We start from the raw sequence: 16,894 nt of genomic DNA, 5'->3' as shown, positions 1-16,894 counted from the left end.
GCCCGCGGCGGGTCAGTGCGCGTAGGAGAAGCCGGCGGGCGGCCTGGCGTACGTGTTGTAGTTGTCGACCGCCGGGTGCTTCGCGCCGGCGGGGCCCGCCTGGAACGCCGTCAGGATGTTCTCGCTGACCTTGCGGGCGAACTTCACCGAGCTCTGCGGCACACGGTAGGAGCACCGGTCGTTGTTGACCGTGCAGGTCCAGCCGAGGGTGCCGCTGGAGAACACGCCCGCCCCGGAAGGCGTCGTGTAGTAGGTGGAGTTGGAGAAGCTGTGCTTCTTGCCCAGCGTGACGGGTGAGTCGGAGAGGGCCTGTATCGGGCGCGGCACCTCGGGCCCGGTGAACAGCTTGTCGTACTCGACGGCGACCAGACCGGGGTACTTCGACCCGTTCTTCGCGCCGGTGCCGGCGTAGACCCAGCTGTCCGCGTCCGTGACGACGTACGGCGCGGTCACGCCGAGCCATTCGTACTGGACGCCGAGCAGTTCACTCTCGGGACGCGGGTTCGGCGGCAGCCGCCACTGCTGCGTCGCCTCGTTCGGGTCGGTGAGCACCATCGGGTCCTCGGACGGGTCCTTGTAGCACGTCACGAAGCGCTGGTCGCCGAGGGCCGAGGCCTCGAAGCGGACGTGGCGGTAGACGTTGTTGGCACCGAAGAACGCCATGTTGATGCCGGTGTCGCGGGCCTTGGTCGCGGTGTCCCGCATCCCCGAGGACCAGTACTCGTCATGGCTGGGGAATATCAGCGAGCGCGCGCCCTTGAACAGTTCGGGCATGTTGTCGAGCTCCGACGAGGTGACGTAGGCCATCCGCAGGCCCAGCTTCTCGGCGGTGACCAGCATGGGCAGCTCGTGCCACAGGAACTGGCCGCTGCCACCGCGGTCGTAGGGCCGGTCGAAGCTCACCTTGCGGGAGCGCTCCGCGTAGGAACGCGGGCCGGGAGGGCCCGCGTAGATGTTGTGCCCGCCCCACGAGTTGTAGGCCTGCCAGGTGGCGGTCGCGTTGACGAACACCGTCTTGCCCGCGGTGGAGGTCGAGCGGACGGTGATCGGGACGTTCCGCTCGTTGCCCTTCCTGGACGTGAGCTTCAGCAGGTAGTCGCCCTCGGGCCAGCCCTTGGTGCCGATGCTCATGGACGGCTTCCACGGGGCGGTCGCCATGAATATGCCCGGCACGACCTTGGCCGGCGGCTGTATCTGACCGCGTACCGACTTCGAGGACCAGACCAGCCGGCCCTGCTTGCCGCCGTAGTAGCCCATCCGGAAGGCCTGGACTTCGAAGCTGCTGGCCGTGGTCGACACATACAGGTCGAACGGCTGACCGGACGTCACGCTGACGTGATTGGTGTATCCCTCGATCGCGTTCTGCGGACCGGGGTTCCGCACCTCCCAGGCACGGGTGCCGGGCAGGGCGTTCTCCTTGGACACGGAGAAGTCGCCGGTCGACTGCCGTGGCGGCGGGGCGACTTCGGCGACCTTGTGCGGGGCGGTACCGGTAGCCGACTCGGGCACGGACGCGGCGACGGCATCGCGGGTGTGGTCCAGGACGTAGGGAACGGCCGGGACGGCTATCGCGATGAGGGCGCCGAGGGCGCACATAAGAAGGATGATACGGCGCACATTCATGGTCCAGCGACCGTACATGCGTCCGGCAACCGACTTTGTCGATGCTGTCTGATCGTCGGGTCGCTGTGACAAGACTGTGAACTTCGCCGGGCCTTTGCCGGCTGTTCACCACCTGAATGTGGTCTGTGTCACCCGGGTTTGACGGTTCCGAGGGCCTCGGCGTCCCCGACCAGTGCCCGGGTCTTCGCGTCGAACGGCTGGTCGAAATGGCGCAGTCCGGAGCGCAGCCCGAACAGCAGAGCGACGGCGGCGGCGCCGGCGGCGATCGCGTAGGAGAGTTCGACCTGCAGCGCCGTGCCGCCGGGCAGCAGGGGTGCGGTCCCCAGGGCGAGGGCCCCGATCGTCCAGGCGACGCACAGTATGCGGTGGCCGCCGGTGGCCAGGGTGCCGCTGCTGAGCACGATCGCCGCGAGGTGGGCGACCGCGCCGAGACCCAACAGACCGAAGTCCAGGGAGCTGAGGGCCGGCGGTGCGTGGAAGGCCGTCTCGTTCAGGGCCGGGCCGATCACCGCGCAGACGACCGCCCAGCCGGCGCCGAGCGCCGACACCATCAGCAGGTTGCCGCGCAGCGTGCGCAGGAAGCCGGCCTTGTCGCCGGCGGTGTGCCGGCCGGTGAGCTCCACCAGCAGGGACGCCTGCATCGAGCTGACCAGGAACTGCGGCACGCGCACCAGGATCAGCGCCGAGACCAGGGCGGTGACCAGTGGGGTGTTGTCCGGGTCGAGGAGCTTGGCGGTGACGACCGGAGCATTGGCCACGGCCTGCATCAGCGTGGTGGAGACGACCAGGACGCCGAAGCCGTTGTGGATCTCGCCCACGCCGGCGGCCGGTCCCGGCCGGGACGCCCGGCGCATCGCGGGCAGGCACAGGAGCACGGCGGGCAGCGGGGCCAGCGCCATCGCCAGGCCGAACGCGAGGAAGGAGCCGTGTACGGCCAGCAGCGTGATCGCGGCGCCCACCCGCAGCACCGCGTCGGCGGTCAGCTGGACGGCGTACCAGCGGAAGTTCCCGTACCCGGCGAGGATGCCGCGCGCGGTGTGCTGGGCGGCCCAGCCCACGAAGGCCGCGCCCAGGACCGCGACCATCGCCCGGTCGCCGTTGAAGAGCAGGTTCGCCAGCGGACCGGAGGCCGCGGCGAGCGCCGCCAGGACCACGGCCAGCATCGCCGTCGCGGTGAGTATCCCGCGCCGGATGGCGGGCCCGGCGCCCAGTCCCGCGGCGGTCCGCGCGGCCACCACCCGGGTCAGTTCCTGCTCGACGGGGAAGAACAGCCCGATGCCCGCGAAGGCGATCACCGACCACAGGACGGAGATCTGGGCCATGTCGTCATGGCCGAGCGTCCGGCCGGCCAGGGCCAGGAAGATGTACGAGGCGCCGGCGTTCGCCGCCACCCCGGCCCCGACGAGAAGGGTTCCGGAAGGGAGCGTGCGCAGGAGTGCTGTGGGCGACTTCATGTGGCGGCAAGAATACCCCGGGGGATATGACAGGTAGTCGCCGGACCGGCTCCCCCAGCGGCCCGGAGACCCTGGGGCGTGGGCGTCCACCCGGCTTTCGGCTCTTGTGGCCAAGGGGTACCATGAGCGCCGTGTCCGGCAGCGTGTGTGACGTCGCCACCCAGTCGCGGGTTGGCGGGACGTCTTCTTCGCCCTCTGCCCGGTAGCCGGTCATTCCCTGGACGTCAGCCGACGCCGGTATGACGCGGCAGCCTCGTACTCCGACCGGAAAGACGGCTGAATCGTGCAATTGTCCGTACTTACCTCGGTGACCGGCTTGGCGGTGCTCGGATGCATCGTCGAGCTGTTGCGTCGCCAGCAACTGCGCGAGAAGTATGCGGCCCTGTGGCTGCTCATCGGCCTGATCATCGCTCCGCTCGGTTTCTTCCCGACCTGGCTCGACTCGATCGCCAACAAGCTCGGCGTCGCCTCCGGCGTGAGCCTGGTGCTCTTCGCCGGCTTCGTCCTTGTGCTGCTCGTCACACTGCACCTGAGCTGGGAGTCCAGCCGTCTCGAAGCCGAGACGCGCACCCTGGCCGAGGAAGTTGCCCTGATCCGGGCGCACTTGGCGCAGACCGCCGACCCGATGCCGGCCAACGCGGTGAAACCCGTCATCGACGGCGACACGGGCACCGACAGCACCACTGCCACCACCACTACGGATGATCGCGAGGCCCGGGCATGATCGATGGCCGACGGGTACTGGTGATCGTGCCGGCGTGGAACGAGGACGCCGGGCTGGCGACGACCCTGGGTGAGATCAACAAGGAACTGCCCGACGCGGACATCCTCGTCGTGGACGACGGTTCCACCGACCGCACGGCCAAGGTCGCCGCGGCGGAGGGCGCGATCGTCGCCCGCCTGCCGTACAACCTCGGCGTCGGCGGTGCCATGCGGCTGGGCTACCGCTACGCGCTGGAGTACAACTACGACGTCGCGATCCAGATCGACGCCGACGGCCAGCACGACCCGAGCTATGTGCCGGCCCTGCTGCGCGAGCTCGACAACGCCGACCTGGTCGTCGGCGCCCGCTTCGGCGGCGAGGGCGACTACCAGGCCCGCGGCCCGCGCCGCTGGGCGATGCGGCTGCTGTCCGGCGTCATGTCCAAGCTGGCCGGCACCCGGCTGACCGACGCCACCTCCGGCTTCCGCGCCTGCAACCGCGACCTGATCGAGTTCTTCGCCGGCTGGTACCCGGTGGAGTACCTCGGCGACACGGTGGAGAGCACCGTCGGCGCGATCCGCTGCGGCTACACCGTCCGGCAGGTCCCGGTCGCGATGCGGCCGCGCACCACCGGCAAGCCGAGCCACTCGCCGCTGCGCGCGATGGTCTACCTGGCCCGCGCGGGCCTGGTCCTGCTGCTCGCGCTGATCCGGCGGGTGCCGTCCCAGGCCCCGCACACGATGGTCTCGGCATGACGGACCAGGATCCGTCCGGCGGCGGCTCCGCCGGACTCCGCTTCCACATCCTGATGCCGTACTACGGCGATGTCGCCGTCATGCAGGACGCCGTCCGCAGCGTGCTCGCCCAGGACGGGGACGACTGGCGGCTCACCGTGGTCGACGACGGCAAGGAGGCGGGCGTACCGGAGTGGTTCGCCGCCCTCGCCGACGACCGCGTCCGCTATCTCCGCAACGAGCACAACCTCGGGGTGACCGGGAACTTCAACCGGTGCGTGGAGCTGTCGGAGGGCGAGCACACCGTCCTCATGGGCTGCGACGACCTGCTGCTGCCCAACTATCTGCGCACCGTCCGCGCCGCCCTGGACCATGAGCCGAAGGCGACCATGGTGCAGCCCGGCGTCGATGTCATCGACGGCGAGGGCCGGCCGTCCAGGACCCTGGCGGACACCACCAAGGACCGGCTCTACGCGCCGAAGGGCGCGCGCCCCCTCACGCTCAGCGGCGAGGACCTGGCCGTGAGCCTGCTGCGCGGCAACTGGCTCTACTTCCCCTCCATCTGCTGGCGGACCGAAGCGATGCGCAAGTTCCGCTTCCGGGCCGACCTCGGGGTGATCCAGGATCTGGCGCTCGTCGTCGACCTGCTGCTCGACGGGGCCTCCATGGTCGTCACGGACACCGTGGCCTTCCAGTACCGCAGGCATGCCGTCAGCGAGTCGTCCGCGAAGGCCCTCTCGGGGGACCGCTTCGACGAGGCGCGGCGGTTCTTCCTGGAGACGTCCGACCGGCTGACGGCCCACGGCTGGAACCGTGCCGCGAAGGCCTCGCGCCGGTACTGGTCCTCACGGCTGCACGCGGTCACCCTGCTGCCGGCCACGGCCCGCCGTGGACCGAAGGGAAGTACCCGCGCGATGCTCCGGCACGCGTTCGGGCCCATCGGTGGTGGCCGCGCCGGCAGTGCCTGACCAACGCCTGGCAGGTGGGGCCGGGGACCGGGTCCCCGGCCCGATGGCGACGCGGGGGCGGACAGGCTGTCCGATATCCTCGACCCCGATCTAGATCGACGCGAGTGCGGCAGCCGTTGGCCACCAACCGCCAGGGGGGTGGCCGACAAGTTACGGGAGCATTGATGACGACGTTGAACTGGCGGCCGCGGAATCTGATCCGGAGGGACCCGGGCGATCAAGCCGCGGCCCCCGGCGGGCGCCGGTGGGTGGGACTGCTCGCCGAGGCGGGTGTGGCCATGACCGCCGCCGCGCTGCTGCTGCTGTACAGCGCGACCATCCACGTCAACCCGATGAAGCGCCCGGGACAGGTCAGCGGCCTCGCCGCCATGCTGCTCCCGTTCATGGTCATCGCCATCGCGATCGTCGTCGCCGTGCTGCTGGTGCAGCGCTTCGGCCGGCCGGTCCACTACACCTGGGCGGTACGGCTGGCCTGTGCGGCGACCGCCGGCCTGTTCACCGGGCTGATCGCGGGCGGCGTCGCGGTGGCGCTGCACGGCACCCCGTGGCCCATCAACGGTGTGATCTCGGACTCCTCGGTCATCCAGAAGTACGCCCACTCGGTGGCCACCGGGCACGGCATCCCGGACGATTCCGGGTACCCGCCGCTGTACATCTACCTGCTCGCCGCCTGGGCCAAGCTCTTCTACAACGGCAACACCGGCTACGCGCTCAAGACGCTCTCGCTGGTCACCGTCGCGCTCATCGGCCCGCTGGCCTATCTGATGTGGCGGACCATACTGCGCCCGGTGTGGGCGTTGATCATCGGTGTCGTCCCCACCCTCCCGCTGATCGACCCGTACAAGCCCTACGGCAACCTGTCGCTCTTCATCTTCATCCCGGCGCTGGCGCTGCTGCTGAGCGCACTGCGGCGCAGTCCGGTCACCGAACCGAGGCGCCTGATCGCGGTGGGAGCCGGGCTCGGGCTGCTGATCGGCCTGGACTTCCTGCTCTATTCAGGATGGTTCGTCTGGTCGGCGGCCGGCATGGTCGTGCTCACGCTCGCGTACTTCCCCTGGAAGGCCGGCCCGAAGCGGGCGCTGATCCTGCTCGGCTCGACCGCGTTCGTCTTCCTGGCCGTGGCCGGCTGGACCCTCTCCAAGCTCCTGCTGATGTCGACGGACAACGTCGACCGGTACATGTACGTCGACACCGACACCGACCCCGGCTACTTCTCCATCTGGCTCTGGGTGCAGAACGGCAAGCCGGACCAGTGGCCGCCGCTGGGAGAGCTGGGCGGCGTCGGGCTCTTCGCCATCCTGCTCGCGATCGGCCTCGGCGTCTCGCTCATCCTGGGCGCCAGGCGGTCCGTGGTCATCGTCGCCGCCACCTGCATGGCCAGCGCCTGGGTGATGCGCCTGTGGTACGCCTCGCACATGTACCGGGACAACGCCGTACAGCTGTGGCCGCGCACGTCGTGGCAGATCATGTACTGCCTGCTCGTGCTGTGCGGATTCTCCATCTATCTCGGGGTGCAGCGACTCAAGCGGATCAAGCTCCCCAAGCTGACACCGGCTGCTTCGTCCGCTCCCGCGGGCACGGCCGGCGGCGCCAGGAGCGGTCTCCGGGCCCGTCTGCCGCTGCACGCCGGGGTGCTCGCCTGTCTGCTGCTGCTGTTCGGGATGTCGGGTTCCGCCATCGCCAACAAGTACATGCCGGGGCCCGGGCTGTACCCCGCGTACCGGTCGATGCTGGCGCACATCACGCCGAAGCTGGACGGCAAGTGCCCGGCCTACACCAACCCGAAGGCGTGCGTTCCGCGGAAGCACCCCTGGCTGGACCACTTGAAGAAGTAGCAGGAGCGGGGAGCTGCCGCCGCGTCACAGCCTCGACAGTGACGCGGCGGCGAAGAGCACATCGCGGATGACGTCGCGGTCCCCGTCCTGGCCCACCGCTATCCGCTCGGGCTCCAGATGACCCGCGGCCAGCTGGCAGAACTCGACGCTGTCGAGCGCGACATGGGCCACCGCCTCCTCGGCGGTGGCCGGCGCTCCGGGCGAGTCCAGGGCGATGTACCAGTTCCCCCCGCCCTGGCCCTCGACCTCCAGATGCACCGACCTGCCGGGCGAGCCCGCGGCGGTGAGCCGGGCCGGGGAGGCCGTGAGTCCGGCCCGGCGGCGCCCCGCGATGGCGGTGGGCAGCATCCGGGCCGCCAGGTCGATCATGCGGTTGAGGTTGCGCGGCGCCGGAGGGTCGTACGGGTAGTCGACGGCCTCGGCGATGTCCCAGGCGTGTATCCAGCACTCGAAGGCCCGGTCGAGGAACGCGTCCCGCAGCGGCAGCGTGAACGCGCCGTATCCGACGTCCAGTCCGGCGGTCCCGTGCCCGGCGAAGGACACCGTGCGCACCAGCGTCTGGCTCTGCTCGCGCCACCGGGCACGCAACGGGGCGCCCGGCACGTTCCGCGCCGTGGCCCAGTAACTCTCGGTGCGCTGCGCCGGATCGAACGGCAGCTCGTCGATGGGCAGCCCGAGCGCGGACGCGACCAGGCCGTCCACCGCGCAGAGATGGCCGATGACCTGCGCGACGGAGACCTCACGGGCCACCCGCTTGTCCTCGTACCAGCGCAGCTCGACGGGCGCGTCCCAGTAGCCGTCGCCGAGATCGCGCAGCAGCGCGTCCAGCCGGGCGGACTCCGCGTCGTACGGACCCGCCCATTCGGGCACCGGAATGCGCGCCGGGCGGCGGTCGAGACAACCCGACAACACCCGGGACCGCAGCAGCGGATCAAGGTCGAGCGTCTCCTCCTGGTGCAGCAGGCCGACGGCGTCGCGCAGCCGCAGCGCCTCGTCCGCGCAGGACGCGCAGTCCGTGAGGTGCACCTCGACCGCGAGCGACTCCTCGCGTGAGCAGGCGGCCAGCGCCCAGGCCCCGAGGAGGGACTTGAGGGTGCTGTGGTCGTACGGGGGGAGTCGTCCGCGGTCCGGCCCGGGGCCCGTCGTCCCGGCGGTCACCGCTGCCACCCGTCGAGACCCGCGGGCGCGGCGGGTGCCATCGCGGTGGACAGCAGCTGCAGGCCCAGGCGCAGCCGGCGCCGGGCCTCGTCCTCGGTGACGCCCAGGTCGGCGGCGGTCTGCCGGTAGTCGCGCCGCCGGAAGTAGGCCAGTTCGAGGGCGTCGCGCAACGGGGCCGGCATGGAGGTGACGATGAAGTCGGCGCGGGCGGCGGTATTGGCCTCGCGGACCTTCGCCTCGATCTCGTCCTGGCTGCTCCGGCCGCGGTTCTCCGCATGGCGCAGCCGCTGCACGGCCCGGCGCTGGGTGAGCGCGGCGATCCAGGAGCGCAGCGAGCCGCGCCTCGGGTCGTAGGCGTCGGGGTTCTCCCAGAGGAAGCCGAAGACCTCGCGGGTGATGTGGTTCGCGGCCTCGTCGTCGTCCAGCACGCGGTGGGCGAGGCTGTGCACCAGCGACGCGTACCGGTCGTACAGCTCGCCGAGCGCGGCTTCCTCCCCGCGGGCCAGACGCTGCTGCATCTTGCGGTCCCAGCGGGGTGGTGCCGGTGTCGCCATGCGAACCTCTCCCCTCGGCGCCGGCGTTCCGCCGGCCGCGTCGCCCTGCCGGACCTGCCCGGCCTCATCAGTTCGAATGTAACCGCCACCTACGACGGCGTACGCCCCTTTGCGCCATCCTGCCGCCGTATCGGACCGCTTCTGGCGATGTGTTATGCGGGTGTGACCGCGGTACTGCTCGGCTGTGCGGGATTCCGGGCATAGGGTTCACATGATGACGCTGTCGCAATTCCCCGAGGAGCGGCCTTCCGGGCCTCCGCGGACCGCCAGGGTGGCCGGGCTGCTCCCAGCGACGTCGCGAGGTGAGTCTCAGTGGAAGTAACGCAGGTCGAGCAGGACGGCTGGGCCGTGGTGATCGTCACGGGCGAGATGGACCTCCTGACCTCCCCCACCGTTCGCCAGCACGTGCACGAGGCGGTCGCCGACGGGCGGCGCAGCGTGGTCCTCGATCTCGCGGAGGTGCGCTTCTGCGACTCCAGCGGAGTGGGTGTGCTGATCGCCGCGCGCCGACTGATGCGTTCGTGCGCGGGCCGGCTCCGTATCGTGCTGCCGGACCAGGGCGCCGCCGACGACGGGTCCCATGTGAACCGGGTGCTCGCCGCCCTCGGCGTCCGCCGCCTCTTCGACGTCTATCCGGACCTCGCTTCCGCGACCGACGACTCGGCCCGGCCGATATCCGCCTAGGGCGCGTGCCAGACGCCGTGGGCCAGGCGGGACTTTCGCAACACGCCCTGGTCCGCACCGGATGTCGCGGGCGGTCTCAGTACGCCGGTGGTCTGGTGGGCTTCGCCGGAGCCGGGCCCAGTGTGGTGGTGCCGATCGCGGCACGGTGGCCGAGGCCGGTGCGATAGGCGTCCAGGGCGGCCTCGACCCGTCCGGTACTGCGCAGCAGATCGCCCAGCAGCCGGCAGAGGTCGGCGAGATCGCCGGCGGCGCCGGCGCGTTCCAGCAGGGACAGGGCGTTGACGTAGTGCTCCTCGGCGGCGTCGAGTTCGCCGTCCTCCTGCGCGATCAGACCGAGCAGCCGGTGGGCGCCGGCCGCGTGGATGGCGCCGCGCTCGGGACCGATGCGGTCGAGCAGCCGGGCGAGCAGTTCGCCCGCCTCGGTGTGACTGCCGCGCCGGCGCAGCACGTCGGCGAGTTCCACCTCCACCTGATCGGTGAAGAGCACGGACTGCTGTGCCGCCAGCATGTCGCGGGCGAGCCGCAGTTCACGTTCCGCGTGCTCCAGATTGCCGTCCTGGGCGTGTACATACCCGCGCATCCAATGACATTTAGCCAGGTCGGAGCGGAATCCCAGGCGCTGGTACAGCTCCTGTGCCTTGGCGAGCGAGGCGTCGGCCTCGGTGATCCGGCCCTCGGCGATGAGGGTGCGGGCCACACTGCGGTGCATTCCGGCGACCAGTGCGGGATCGGTGGCGCTGGGGGCGAGTGCGAGGGCGAGCTCGGCGGCCTGGGCGGCGCGGGCGTGGGCGCCCATGTCCATGTACGGGGCGATGACGGCGGTGTGGAGGAGCAGCAGCGCGTCCGGGTCCTGGGTTCCGGCGGCGTGCAGTCCGTCGATCGCGCTCTCCAGCAGGTAGCAGGCGTAGCGCAGTTCACCCGCGAGCAGATGGGAGACCGCCCGGCCGCGGATCGCGGCGGCCCGGCGCGGCAGCGGCTCACCGGCCAGCAGCTTCTCCACGGCCTCGAAGTGCTCGCGGGCGACGGTGAGTTCCCCGCTCTCGAGGGCGCAGTCGCCCAGCCCGAGCAGGGCCGAGACCTGCTCGTCCGCGAGCTCGTGGTCCCCGGCGGTGGCGAGCGCCGCGCGGAACCGGTCCGCCGCGCCGGCCGCGTCGCCCGCGGCCAGCGCGATCCTGGCCTCGCCCAGCCGGCGCGCCGCGTGCACCTGCGCCTGCGCGCGGCCCGGCCGGCGGTCCCGCGGACCGCTCTGCGCCGCAACCGCACTGTCCGTAGCGTCCGCCACGTCCGCCTCCCAAGACCTGGTCGCGCCACGCGGCCGGACGTCCTGCGCGCGTCAACTCGGCGACGCGTCCCGGAAGTTACGTGGTCAGCAGACGCAGACTAGCGGCTGTTGCGGCATGCCCGGCCGCGGCTGTCACGGCCCGCTAATCCTTACGGTGCCGGTGGCCCCATTGGTCCCGGTCGTCCCGGTGTTCCCGCTGGTTTCTGCTGGGTCCCGCGTCTCCTGAGGGGCGCGGCCTAGGAGGAGCGGGTGCCGCCGAAGCGCTCCCGCAGCTTGAACTTCAGCACCTTGCGCAGCACGTCGTTGCGCGGCAGGGCGTCCACGATCTCCAGTTGTTCCGGCAGCTTGTGGGCGGACAGCCCGTGCTCCCGTAGATATCCGGTGATGTCCGCGAGAGTGATCGGCGGCGCTCCGGCGGGCTGTTCCACGACGGCGCAGACCCGTTCACCGCGCTCGGGGTCGGGCAGTCCGACGACGGCCGCGTCGGCGACGGCGGGGTGCTCGTAGAGCAGGTCCTCGATCTCCTGGGCGGAGATGTTCTCGCCCTTGCGGATGATGATGTCCTTGAGCCGGCCGGTGAGGACGAGATAGCCGTCCGGGGTGAGCCGGCCGAGGTCGCCGGTGATGAGGAAGCCGTCCGGGTCGAAGACCTCGGCGGTCTGGGCGGCGTGCAGATAACCCTGGCAGACGGCCTCGCCGCGCAGCCTGACCTCACCGTCGGTGCCGGCGGGCAGCGGCTTGCCGTCGGAGTCCGTGATGCGGATCTCCATGGCCGCCGGGGGGCGCCCCTCGGTGGTCGCGAGGTGGTCGGGGGTGTCGTCGGGGGCGCCCATGGTGATCATGGGGACCTCGGTCATGCCGTAGCCGTGGGTGAGTTGGCAGCCCATCTCGCGCGTGACCTCGTAGTACAGCTCGGGCGGCATGGGCGCGCCGCCGCCCGCGAGCAGCCGCAGGCCGGGAATGAGCTTGGCGGTGGGGTCCTTGCGCTGCTCGGCCAGGAACATCGAGTAGAAGACGGTGCTGCCGCCGGCGACCGTGACGCCGTGCTCCCGGTAGGCGTCGAGCGAGGCGGGCAGCGCGAAGTGCTCGAGGAGCAGCGCGGGAAAGCCGTAGAGCAGCAGCATCACGGTGTAGTCGGGTCCGGCGACATGGGCGTAGGGGAAGGCCATGGAGCCGACGTCGTCGGGGGTGAGGCGCAGCGCGTGGGCGAGGCAGCCGCCGGCGGCGATGAGGCTGCGGTCGGTGTGCAGCACGCCCTTGGGGTCGGAGGTGGTGCCGGAGGTCCAGTAGATCCAGCGGACCGAGGTGCCGTCGGCGGGCGGTTCCGGCAGCACGGCCGGATCGCCGTCGGGGAGCCGGTCGTAGGTGGTGAGCAGGAGCGGCGGCCGGGACAGCCGCGGCGCGAGGCGGTCGGCCATCGCCGCGTAGTCGTAGCCGCGCCACTCGCCGGGTATCGCGAAGAACTCCGCCCCGGCCTCGCGCAGCGCGTAGCCGACCTCGCGGTCCCGGTAGAAGGGGATGAGCGGGGTCTGCATGGCGCCGAGCCGGGCGAGGGCGAAGGTCAGCAGCACCGTCTCGATCCGGGTGGGCAGCTGCCAGGCGAACCGGCTGCCGGGCCGGACGCCGAGGTCGTGGAGGCCGGCGGCGACGCGTTCGGCCCGGTGGCACAGCTGGCCGAAGGTGATCCGGCGGCCGTCGGTGTCGAGGAGGACGGGGGCGTCGGGGGTGAGCTCGGCGCGGCGGGCGGCGAGCGCCCAGAGGGTTGACGATGCACCGAGGGCCGCTGCGACGGCGGTCGGGGTCTCCTGCGCCGCGACCGTGCCGGTCCCTTGCGCCGGGGCCGTGCCCGTCCCCTGTGCCGGGGCCGATCCGGTCTGCGTCGGGGCCGTGCCGCTCTCCCGCGTCGGGTCCATGCCGGTCTCCTCCGTACCGTCACCACACCTGACGTAGCGTCAGATCCTGGCGGCAGCGTATGCGGCGCGGCCCCGCCGGTCCAGGGGTGTGACGCCGATGGACGCGACGTGCGTGCGTGCGTACTCTAAATCTGACGATCCATCAGATCTGCAGGGAGAGGCCGATGGAACTGCCCAGGATCATCAGCGTCGACGACCATGTCATCGAACCCGCGCACCTCTTCGAGAAGTGGCTGCCGGCCAAGTACCGCGACCGCGGTCCGAAGCCGCTGACCGCAGGTATCGGTGAGCTGGCGTACGTCGCCGGGAAGTACCAGATCACGATGGACCCGGACGGACCGCCCACCGACTGGTGGATCTACGAGGACCTCAAGTTCCCGTACAAGCGGAACATCGCCGCCGTCGGCTTCGACCGCGACGACATGACCCTGGAGGGCATCACCCGCGCCGAGATGCGCCGCGGCTGCTGGGACCCGAAGGAACGCCTGGCGGACATGGACCTCAACCATGTCGAGGCGTCACTCTGCTTCCCGACCTTCCCGCGGTTCTGCGGGCAGACGTTCTCCGAGGCGCACGACAAGGAGGTCGCGCTCGCCTGCGTGCGCGCCTACAACGACTGGATGGTCGACGAGTGGTGCGGTGACAGCGGCGGCCGGCTCATCCCGCTGTGCATCATCCCGCTCTGGGACATCGACCTGGCCGTGGCCGAGATCCGCCGCAACGCCGCCCGCGGCGTCAAGGCCGTCACGTTCAGCGAGATCCCGACGCACCTGGGCCTGCCGAGCATCCACTCCGGCTACTGGGACCCCTTCTTCGCGGTGTGCCAGGAGACCGGCACGGTCGTGAACATGCACATCGGCTCGTCCTCGCAGATGCCCGCCGCCTCCCCGGACGCGCCGCCCGCCGTCCAGGCCGCGCTCAGCTTCAACAACGCGATGGCCTCGATGATGGACTTCCTCTTCAGCGGGGTCCTCGTCAAGTTCCCGACGCTCAAACTCGCCTACAGCGAGGGCCAGATGGGCTGGATCCCGTACGCCCTGGAGCGCGCCGACACCGTCTGGGAGGAGCACCGGGCCTGGGGCGGGGTGCGCGACATCATCCCCGAGCCGCCGTCGACGTACTACTACCGGCAGATCTTCTGCTGCTTCTTCCGCGACAAGCACGGGGTCGCGTCGCTGGACGTCGTCGGCCGCGACAACGCGACCTTCGAGACGGACTACCCGCATGTGGACTCGACCTTCCCGCACACCAAGGCGGTCGCCGAGGACCATATGAAGGGGCTCGACGACGAGACCGTCTACAAGCTCATGCGCGGCAACGCGATCCGGATGCTCGATCTCGACTTCGACCGCGGTCTCGACCTCTCGTCCTTCGCACGGCAGAGCCCCGCGCCCGCGCCCGCGGCCGGCGGATCCGGTAGGTGAGGCGAGCGTGGATCTGACGTACACCGCGGAGCAGGAGGAGTTCCGGGCCGGACTGCGGTCCTGGCTCGGCGACGTACTGCCCAAGCTGCCGCCCCGGCCGGACCCGCGCGACTGGCCGGGGCGGCGTGCGTACGACGCCGGCTGGCAGCGGATGCTGTACGACGCGGGCTACGCGGGCCTGCACTGGCCGGTCGACGCCGGCGGGCGGGGCGCGACGCCGGTGCAGCACCTGATCTTCCTGGAGGAGACGGAGAAGGCGGGCGCGCCCTATGTGGGCGCCAACTTCGTCGGGCTGCTGCACGCCGGGCCCACCATCGCCGCCGAAGGCACCGACGAGCAGCGGCGGCGCTGGCTGCCGCCGGTGCTGCGCGGCGACGAGGTGTGGTGCCAGGGGTTCAGCGAACCCGGCGCCGGCTCCGACCTGGCCTCGCTGCGGACCCGCGCGGTGCGCGACGGCGACGCGTACGTGGTGACCGGCTCGAAGATCTGGACCTCGCACGCGGAGGTCGCGGACTGGTGCGAACTGCTGGTCCGCACCGATCCGCAGGCGCCCAAGCACCGCGGCATCTCCTGGCTCGCGATGCCGATGGACGCCCCGGGCGTCACGGTACGGCCGCTGCGCACCCTCGCGGGGTCGACGGAGTTCGCCGAGATGTTCCTCGACGAGGTGCGGGTGCCGGTCGAGAACCGGGTGGGGGAGGAGAACGACGGCTGGCGCGTCACCATGGTCACCCTCTCCTTCGAACGCGGCACCGCCTTCGTCGGCGAGGTCGTCGCCTGCCGCCGCGTCCTGGGCGAGGTCGCGCGCGCCGCCAAGGCCAACGGCAGCTGGGACGATCCGGCGCTGCGGCGCGGGCTGGGCCGGCTCGCGGCCGAGTTCTCCGTCCTGTGGCGGCTCACCCAGTGGAACGTCAGCGAGGCGGAGCGCTCGCTGCGGGCGGGCGGCACGGGCGTGCCCGGGACCGGCGGGTCGGTCTTCAAGCTGCGCTACTCGCACGCCCGGCAGGAGCTCTACGACACGGCCGCCGAGGTTCTGGGGCCGCTCGCGCAGGACACCGGGCATCCGTGGACGGCGGAGCGGCTGTCGTCGCTCTCGTACACGATCGCCGCCGGCACATCGCAGATCCAGAAGAACATCGTGGCCGAGCGCATCCTCGGCCTCCCGAAGGGCTGAGGGCCGAGGGCCGAGGAGCGGGGGCCGACCGTGGATTTCCAACCGACAGAAGATCAAGAGGCATTGCGGACGGGTGTGCGGGAGCTGCTCGCCGGGCGGTTCCCTCGCGAGGCGCTGCGCGCGGCGGTCGACGCGGGCGACGCCCTGGAGACCGGCTCAGGCGGTGCCTCCGTGGTGGGAGGCCCGCCGGTGGTCGACCGGGTGCTGTGGCGTGAGCTGGGGGAGGCCGGGTTCTTCGCCCTCAGGCTGCCGGAGGCGGACGGCGGGGTGGGCCTCGGGCTGCCCGAGGCCGTGCTCGTCTTCGAGGAGGCCGGCCGCGTCCTGCTGCCGGGGCCGCTGGTCGGTACGCATCTGGCGGCGACCCATCTGACCGGGCCGGTGGCGGCGGGCGCGGCGGCGGGGGAGCTGCTGGTGGCCCTGGCGCTGCCGCCCGCCCCGGTCGGCCACCTGGGCGCCGCGGACGCCGTCCTGGTGCTGGGGGAGCCCGGGTCCCAGGAGCTCGGGGCCGGAGAGCCCGGGTCCCAGGAGTTCGGGTCCGGGGAGCTCGGCGGGACGGGCGTCGGGCTTTTCGCCGCGGACGGATATCCGGCGGCGGAGATCCGTTCCGTCGACCCCCTCACCCCCCTTCACCTGCCCGGCAGCGTTCTGCCCCCGGCCCGCGCACTCGACGGTGGCGCGGGCGTCGAAGCTGCTTCCGCAGGCGCCGACCCGGTCCTCGCGGGCGCCGACCCGGTCCTGCTGCGGCGGGAAGCCGCGCTGCTGACCGCGGCCCTGCAGGTCGGCAGCGCCGGAAGGACCCTCGCGATGGCCGTGCAACACGCCCGGCAACGTGAGCAGTTCGGGCGGCCGATCGGGGCGTTCCAGGCGGTGAAGCACCTGTGTGCGGACATGCTCGTACGGCTGGAGATGGCCCGCACGGCCGTCTACGCGGCGGCGGTGTCCGGCGACGGCTTCGAGACGGCCGCGGCGCGGCTGCTCGCCGACGACGCGGCCTCCCGCAACGCACGTGACTGCCTGCAGGTCTTCGGAGGGATGGGCTTCACCTGGGAGGCCGACGTACACCTCCACATCAAGCGGTCCTGGGTGCTCGCCGCCGGGCGGGGGGACACGGAGCGCCACGAGGAAGAGCTGGCCGGGGAACTGCTCCAGTGAAGGCCGCGTGAATGATCAGTGACGCTGCGTTGATATCGGGTTGTGTCCTACGCGTTACTCGTGACGGACCGGAGTCGGCGTCCGGCTCGGGTACGCTCCATCGGGTGCGAGAGGTACAGAGGCGCCGAGTGGTCGCCGCCCGGCGGAGCCGGGCGGGCGCCGCGCCTGGGACGCCTGGATGTTCGAATCCTCCCCACACGCCCCCAAATGTGCTTCGCACAGTATGCGGTACGCGT

Annotated in this window: 14 protein-coding genes; 8 read left to right on the top strand and 6 right to left on the bottom strand. The window is 71.3% G+C overall.

The window, feature by feature from the left end; all coding sequences use genetic code 11:
- Positions 1-12: 12 nt before the first annotated feature.
- Both C6N31_RS17295 and C6N31_RS17290 read right to left on the bottom strand, forming a co-directional pair.
- A complete protein-coding gene (locus C6N31_RS17295) occupies positions 13-1,623 on the bottom strand; it encodes a N,N-dimethylformamidase beta subunit family domain-containing protein (protein WP_138353541.1) in 1,611 nt (536 codons plus the stop codon).
- Between the two features lie 128 nt (positions 1,624-1,751).
- Positions 1,752-3,077 (bottom strand): lipopolysaccharide biosynthesis protein, encoded by a 1,326-nt coding sequence (locus tag C6N31_RS17290; protein WP_198357790.1) that lies wholly within the window; start codon positions 3,075-3,077, stop codon positions 1,752-1,754.
- A gap of 307 nt (positions 3,078-3,384) precedes the next feature.
- On the opposite strand from C6N31_RS17290, the gene C6N31_RS17285 reads away from it, so the two are divergent.
- The 4 genes from C6N31_RS17285 (at position 3,385) to C6N31_RS17270 (ending at position 7,317) form a co-directional block, all read left to right on the top strand.
- Positions 3,385-3,801, top strand: coding sequence for a DUF2304 domain-containing protein (locus C6N31_RS17285; RefSeq protein ID WP_198357789.1), 417 nt, complete (start codon positions 3,385-3,387; stop codon positions 3,799-3,801).
- Complete coding sequence (locus tag C6N31_RS17280) at positions 3,798-4,535, top strand: glycosyltransferase family 2 protein (RefSeq protein WP_138353544.1); 738 nt, start codon at positions 3,798-3,800, stop codon at positions 4,533-4,535. The genes C6N31_RS17285 and C6N31_RS17280 overlap by 4 nt, the downstream gene beginning before the upstream one ends.
- On the top strand, positions 4,532-5,482 hold the full coding sequence (locus C6N31_RS17275; RefSeq protein ID WP_138353545.1) for a glycosyltransferase family 2 protein: 951 nt from the start codon (positions 4,532-4,534) through the stop codon (positions 5,480-5,482). Before C6N31_RS17280 ends, C6N31_RS17275 begins: the two co-directional genes overlap by 4 nt.
- A 164-nt stretch (positions 5,483-5,646) precedes the next feature.
- The gene (locus C6N31_RS17270; protein ID WP_138353546.1) at positions 5,647-7,317 is read left to right on the top strand and encodes a hypothetical protein; all 1,671 of its coding nucleotides are present in this window, start codon (positions 5,647-5,649) and stop codon (positions 7,315-7,317) included.
- Between the two features lie 24 nt (positions 7,318-7,341).
- Here C6N31_RS17270 and C6N31_RS17265 read toward each other — a convergent pair whose 3' ends face one another.
- Positions 7,342-8,475, bottom strand: coding sequence for a maleylpyruvate isomerase family mycothiol-dependent enzyme (locus tag C6N31_RS17265; RefSeq protein WP_198357788.1), 1,134 nt, complete (start codon positions 8,473-8,475; stop codon positions 7,342-7,344).
- A complete protein-coding gene (locus C6N31_RS17260; RefSeq protein ID WP_198357787.1) occupies positions 8,472-9,029 on the bottom strand; it encodes a sigma-70 family RNA polymerase sigma factor in 558 nt (185 codons plus the stop codon). The genes C6N31_RS17265 and C6N31_RS17260 overlap by 4 nt, the downstream gene beginning before the upstream one ends.
- 312 nt (positions 9,030-9,341) lie before the next feature.
- Between C6N31_RS17260 and C6N31_RS17255 the strand changes: the two genes are divergently transcribed.
- Positions 9,342-9,713, top strand: coding sequence for an STAS domain-containing protein (locus tag C6N31_RS17255; RefSeq protein ID WP_138353549.1), 372 nt, complete (start codon positions 9,342-9,344; stop codon positions 9,711-9,713).
- 76 nt (positions 9,714-9,789) lie between these two features.
- Here C6N31_RS17255 and C6N31_RS17250 read toward each other — a convergent pair whose 3' ends face one another.
- Both C6N31_RS17250 and C6N31_RS17245 read right to left on the bottom strand, forming a co-directional pair.
- Positions 9,790-10,995: a tetratricopeptide repeat protein gene (locus C6N31_RS17250; protein WP_187144914.1), complete on the bottom strand. Its 1,206-nt coding sequence runs from the start codon at positions 10,993-10,995 to the stop codon at positions 9,790-9,792.
- Positions 10,996-11,231: 236 nt separating this feature from the next.
- On the bottom strand, positions 11,232-12,908 hold the full coding sequence (locus tag C6N31_RS17245; RefSeq protein WP_138353550.1) for a class I adenylate-forming enzyme family protein: 1,677 nt from the start codon (positions 12,906-12,908) through the stop codon (positions 11,232-11,234).
- A gap of 164 nt (positions 12,909-13,072) precedes the next feature.
- Between C6N31_RS17245 and C6N31_RS17240 the strand changes: the two genes are divergently transcribed.
- From C6N31_RS17240 to C6N31_RS17230, 3 genes are read left to right on the top strand one after another with little or no spacing between them, the layout of a single operon-like run.
- Positions 13,073-14,332, top strand: coding sequence for an amidohydrolase family protein (locus tag C6N31_RS17240; protein WP_232485317.1), 1,260 nt, complete (start codon positions 13,073-13,075; stop codon positions 14,330-14,332).
- Positions 14,333-14,339: 7 nt separating this feature from the next.
- A complete protein-coding gene (locus tag C6N31_RS17235; protein ID WP_138353551.1) occupies positions 14,340-15,506 on the top strand; it encodes an acyl-CoA dehydrogenase in 1,167 nt (388 codons plus the stop codon).
- A gap of 30 nt (positions 15,507-15,536) precedes the next feature.
- Complete coding sequence (locus C6N31_RS17230; protein WP_198357786.1) at positions 15,537-16,658, top strand: acyl-CoA dehydrogenase family protein; 1,122 nt, start codon at positions 15,537-15,539, stop codon at positions 16,656-16,658.
- Positions 16,659-16,894: the final 236 nt, after the last annotated feature.

This window comes from Streptomyces fildesensis, from assembly GCF_016107395.1.
In the GTDB taxonomy this organism is placed as follows: domain Bacteria; phylum Actinomycetota; class Actinomycetes; order Streptomycetales; family Streptomycetaceae; genus Actinacidiphila; species Actinacidiphila fildesensis.
This window is presented reverse-complemented; position numbering and strand designations above follow the sequence as displayed.

Bases quoted from the DNA above. Each gene is read 5' to 3' on its own strand.
- C6N31_RS17295 (WP_138353541.1), bottom strand. From the start codon at position 1,623: ATGAATGTGCGCCGTATCATCCTTCTTATGTGCGCCCTCGGCGCCCTC.
- C6N31_RS17290 (WP_198357790.1), bottom strand. From the start codon at position 3,077: ATGAAGTCGCCCACAGCACTCCTGCGCACGCTCCCTTCCGGAACCCTT.
- C6N31_RS17280 (WP_138353544.1), top strand. From the start codon at position 3,798: ATGATCGATGGCCGACGGGTACTGGTGATCGTGCCGGCGTGGAACGAG.
- C6N31_RS17275 (WP_138353545.1), top strand. From the start codon at position 4,532: ATGACGGACCAGGATCCGTCCGGCGGCGGCTCCGCCGGACTCCGCTTC.
- C6N31_RS17270 (WP_138353546.1), top strand. From the start codon at position 5,647: ATGACGACGTTGAACTGGCGGCCGCGGAATCTGATCCGGAGGGACCCG.
- C6N31_RS17260 (WP_198357787.1), bottom strand. From the start codon at position 9,029: ATGGCGACACCGGCACCACCCCGCTGGGACCGCAAGATGCAGCAGCGT.
- C6N31_RS17245 (WP_138353550.1), bottom strand. From the start codon at position 12,908: ATGGACCCGACGCGGGAGAGCGGCACGGCCCCGACGCAGACCGGATCG.
- C6N31_RS17240 (WP_232485317.1), top strand. From the start codon at position 13,073: ATGGAACTGCCCAGGATCATCAGCGTCGACGACCATGTCATCGAACCC.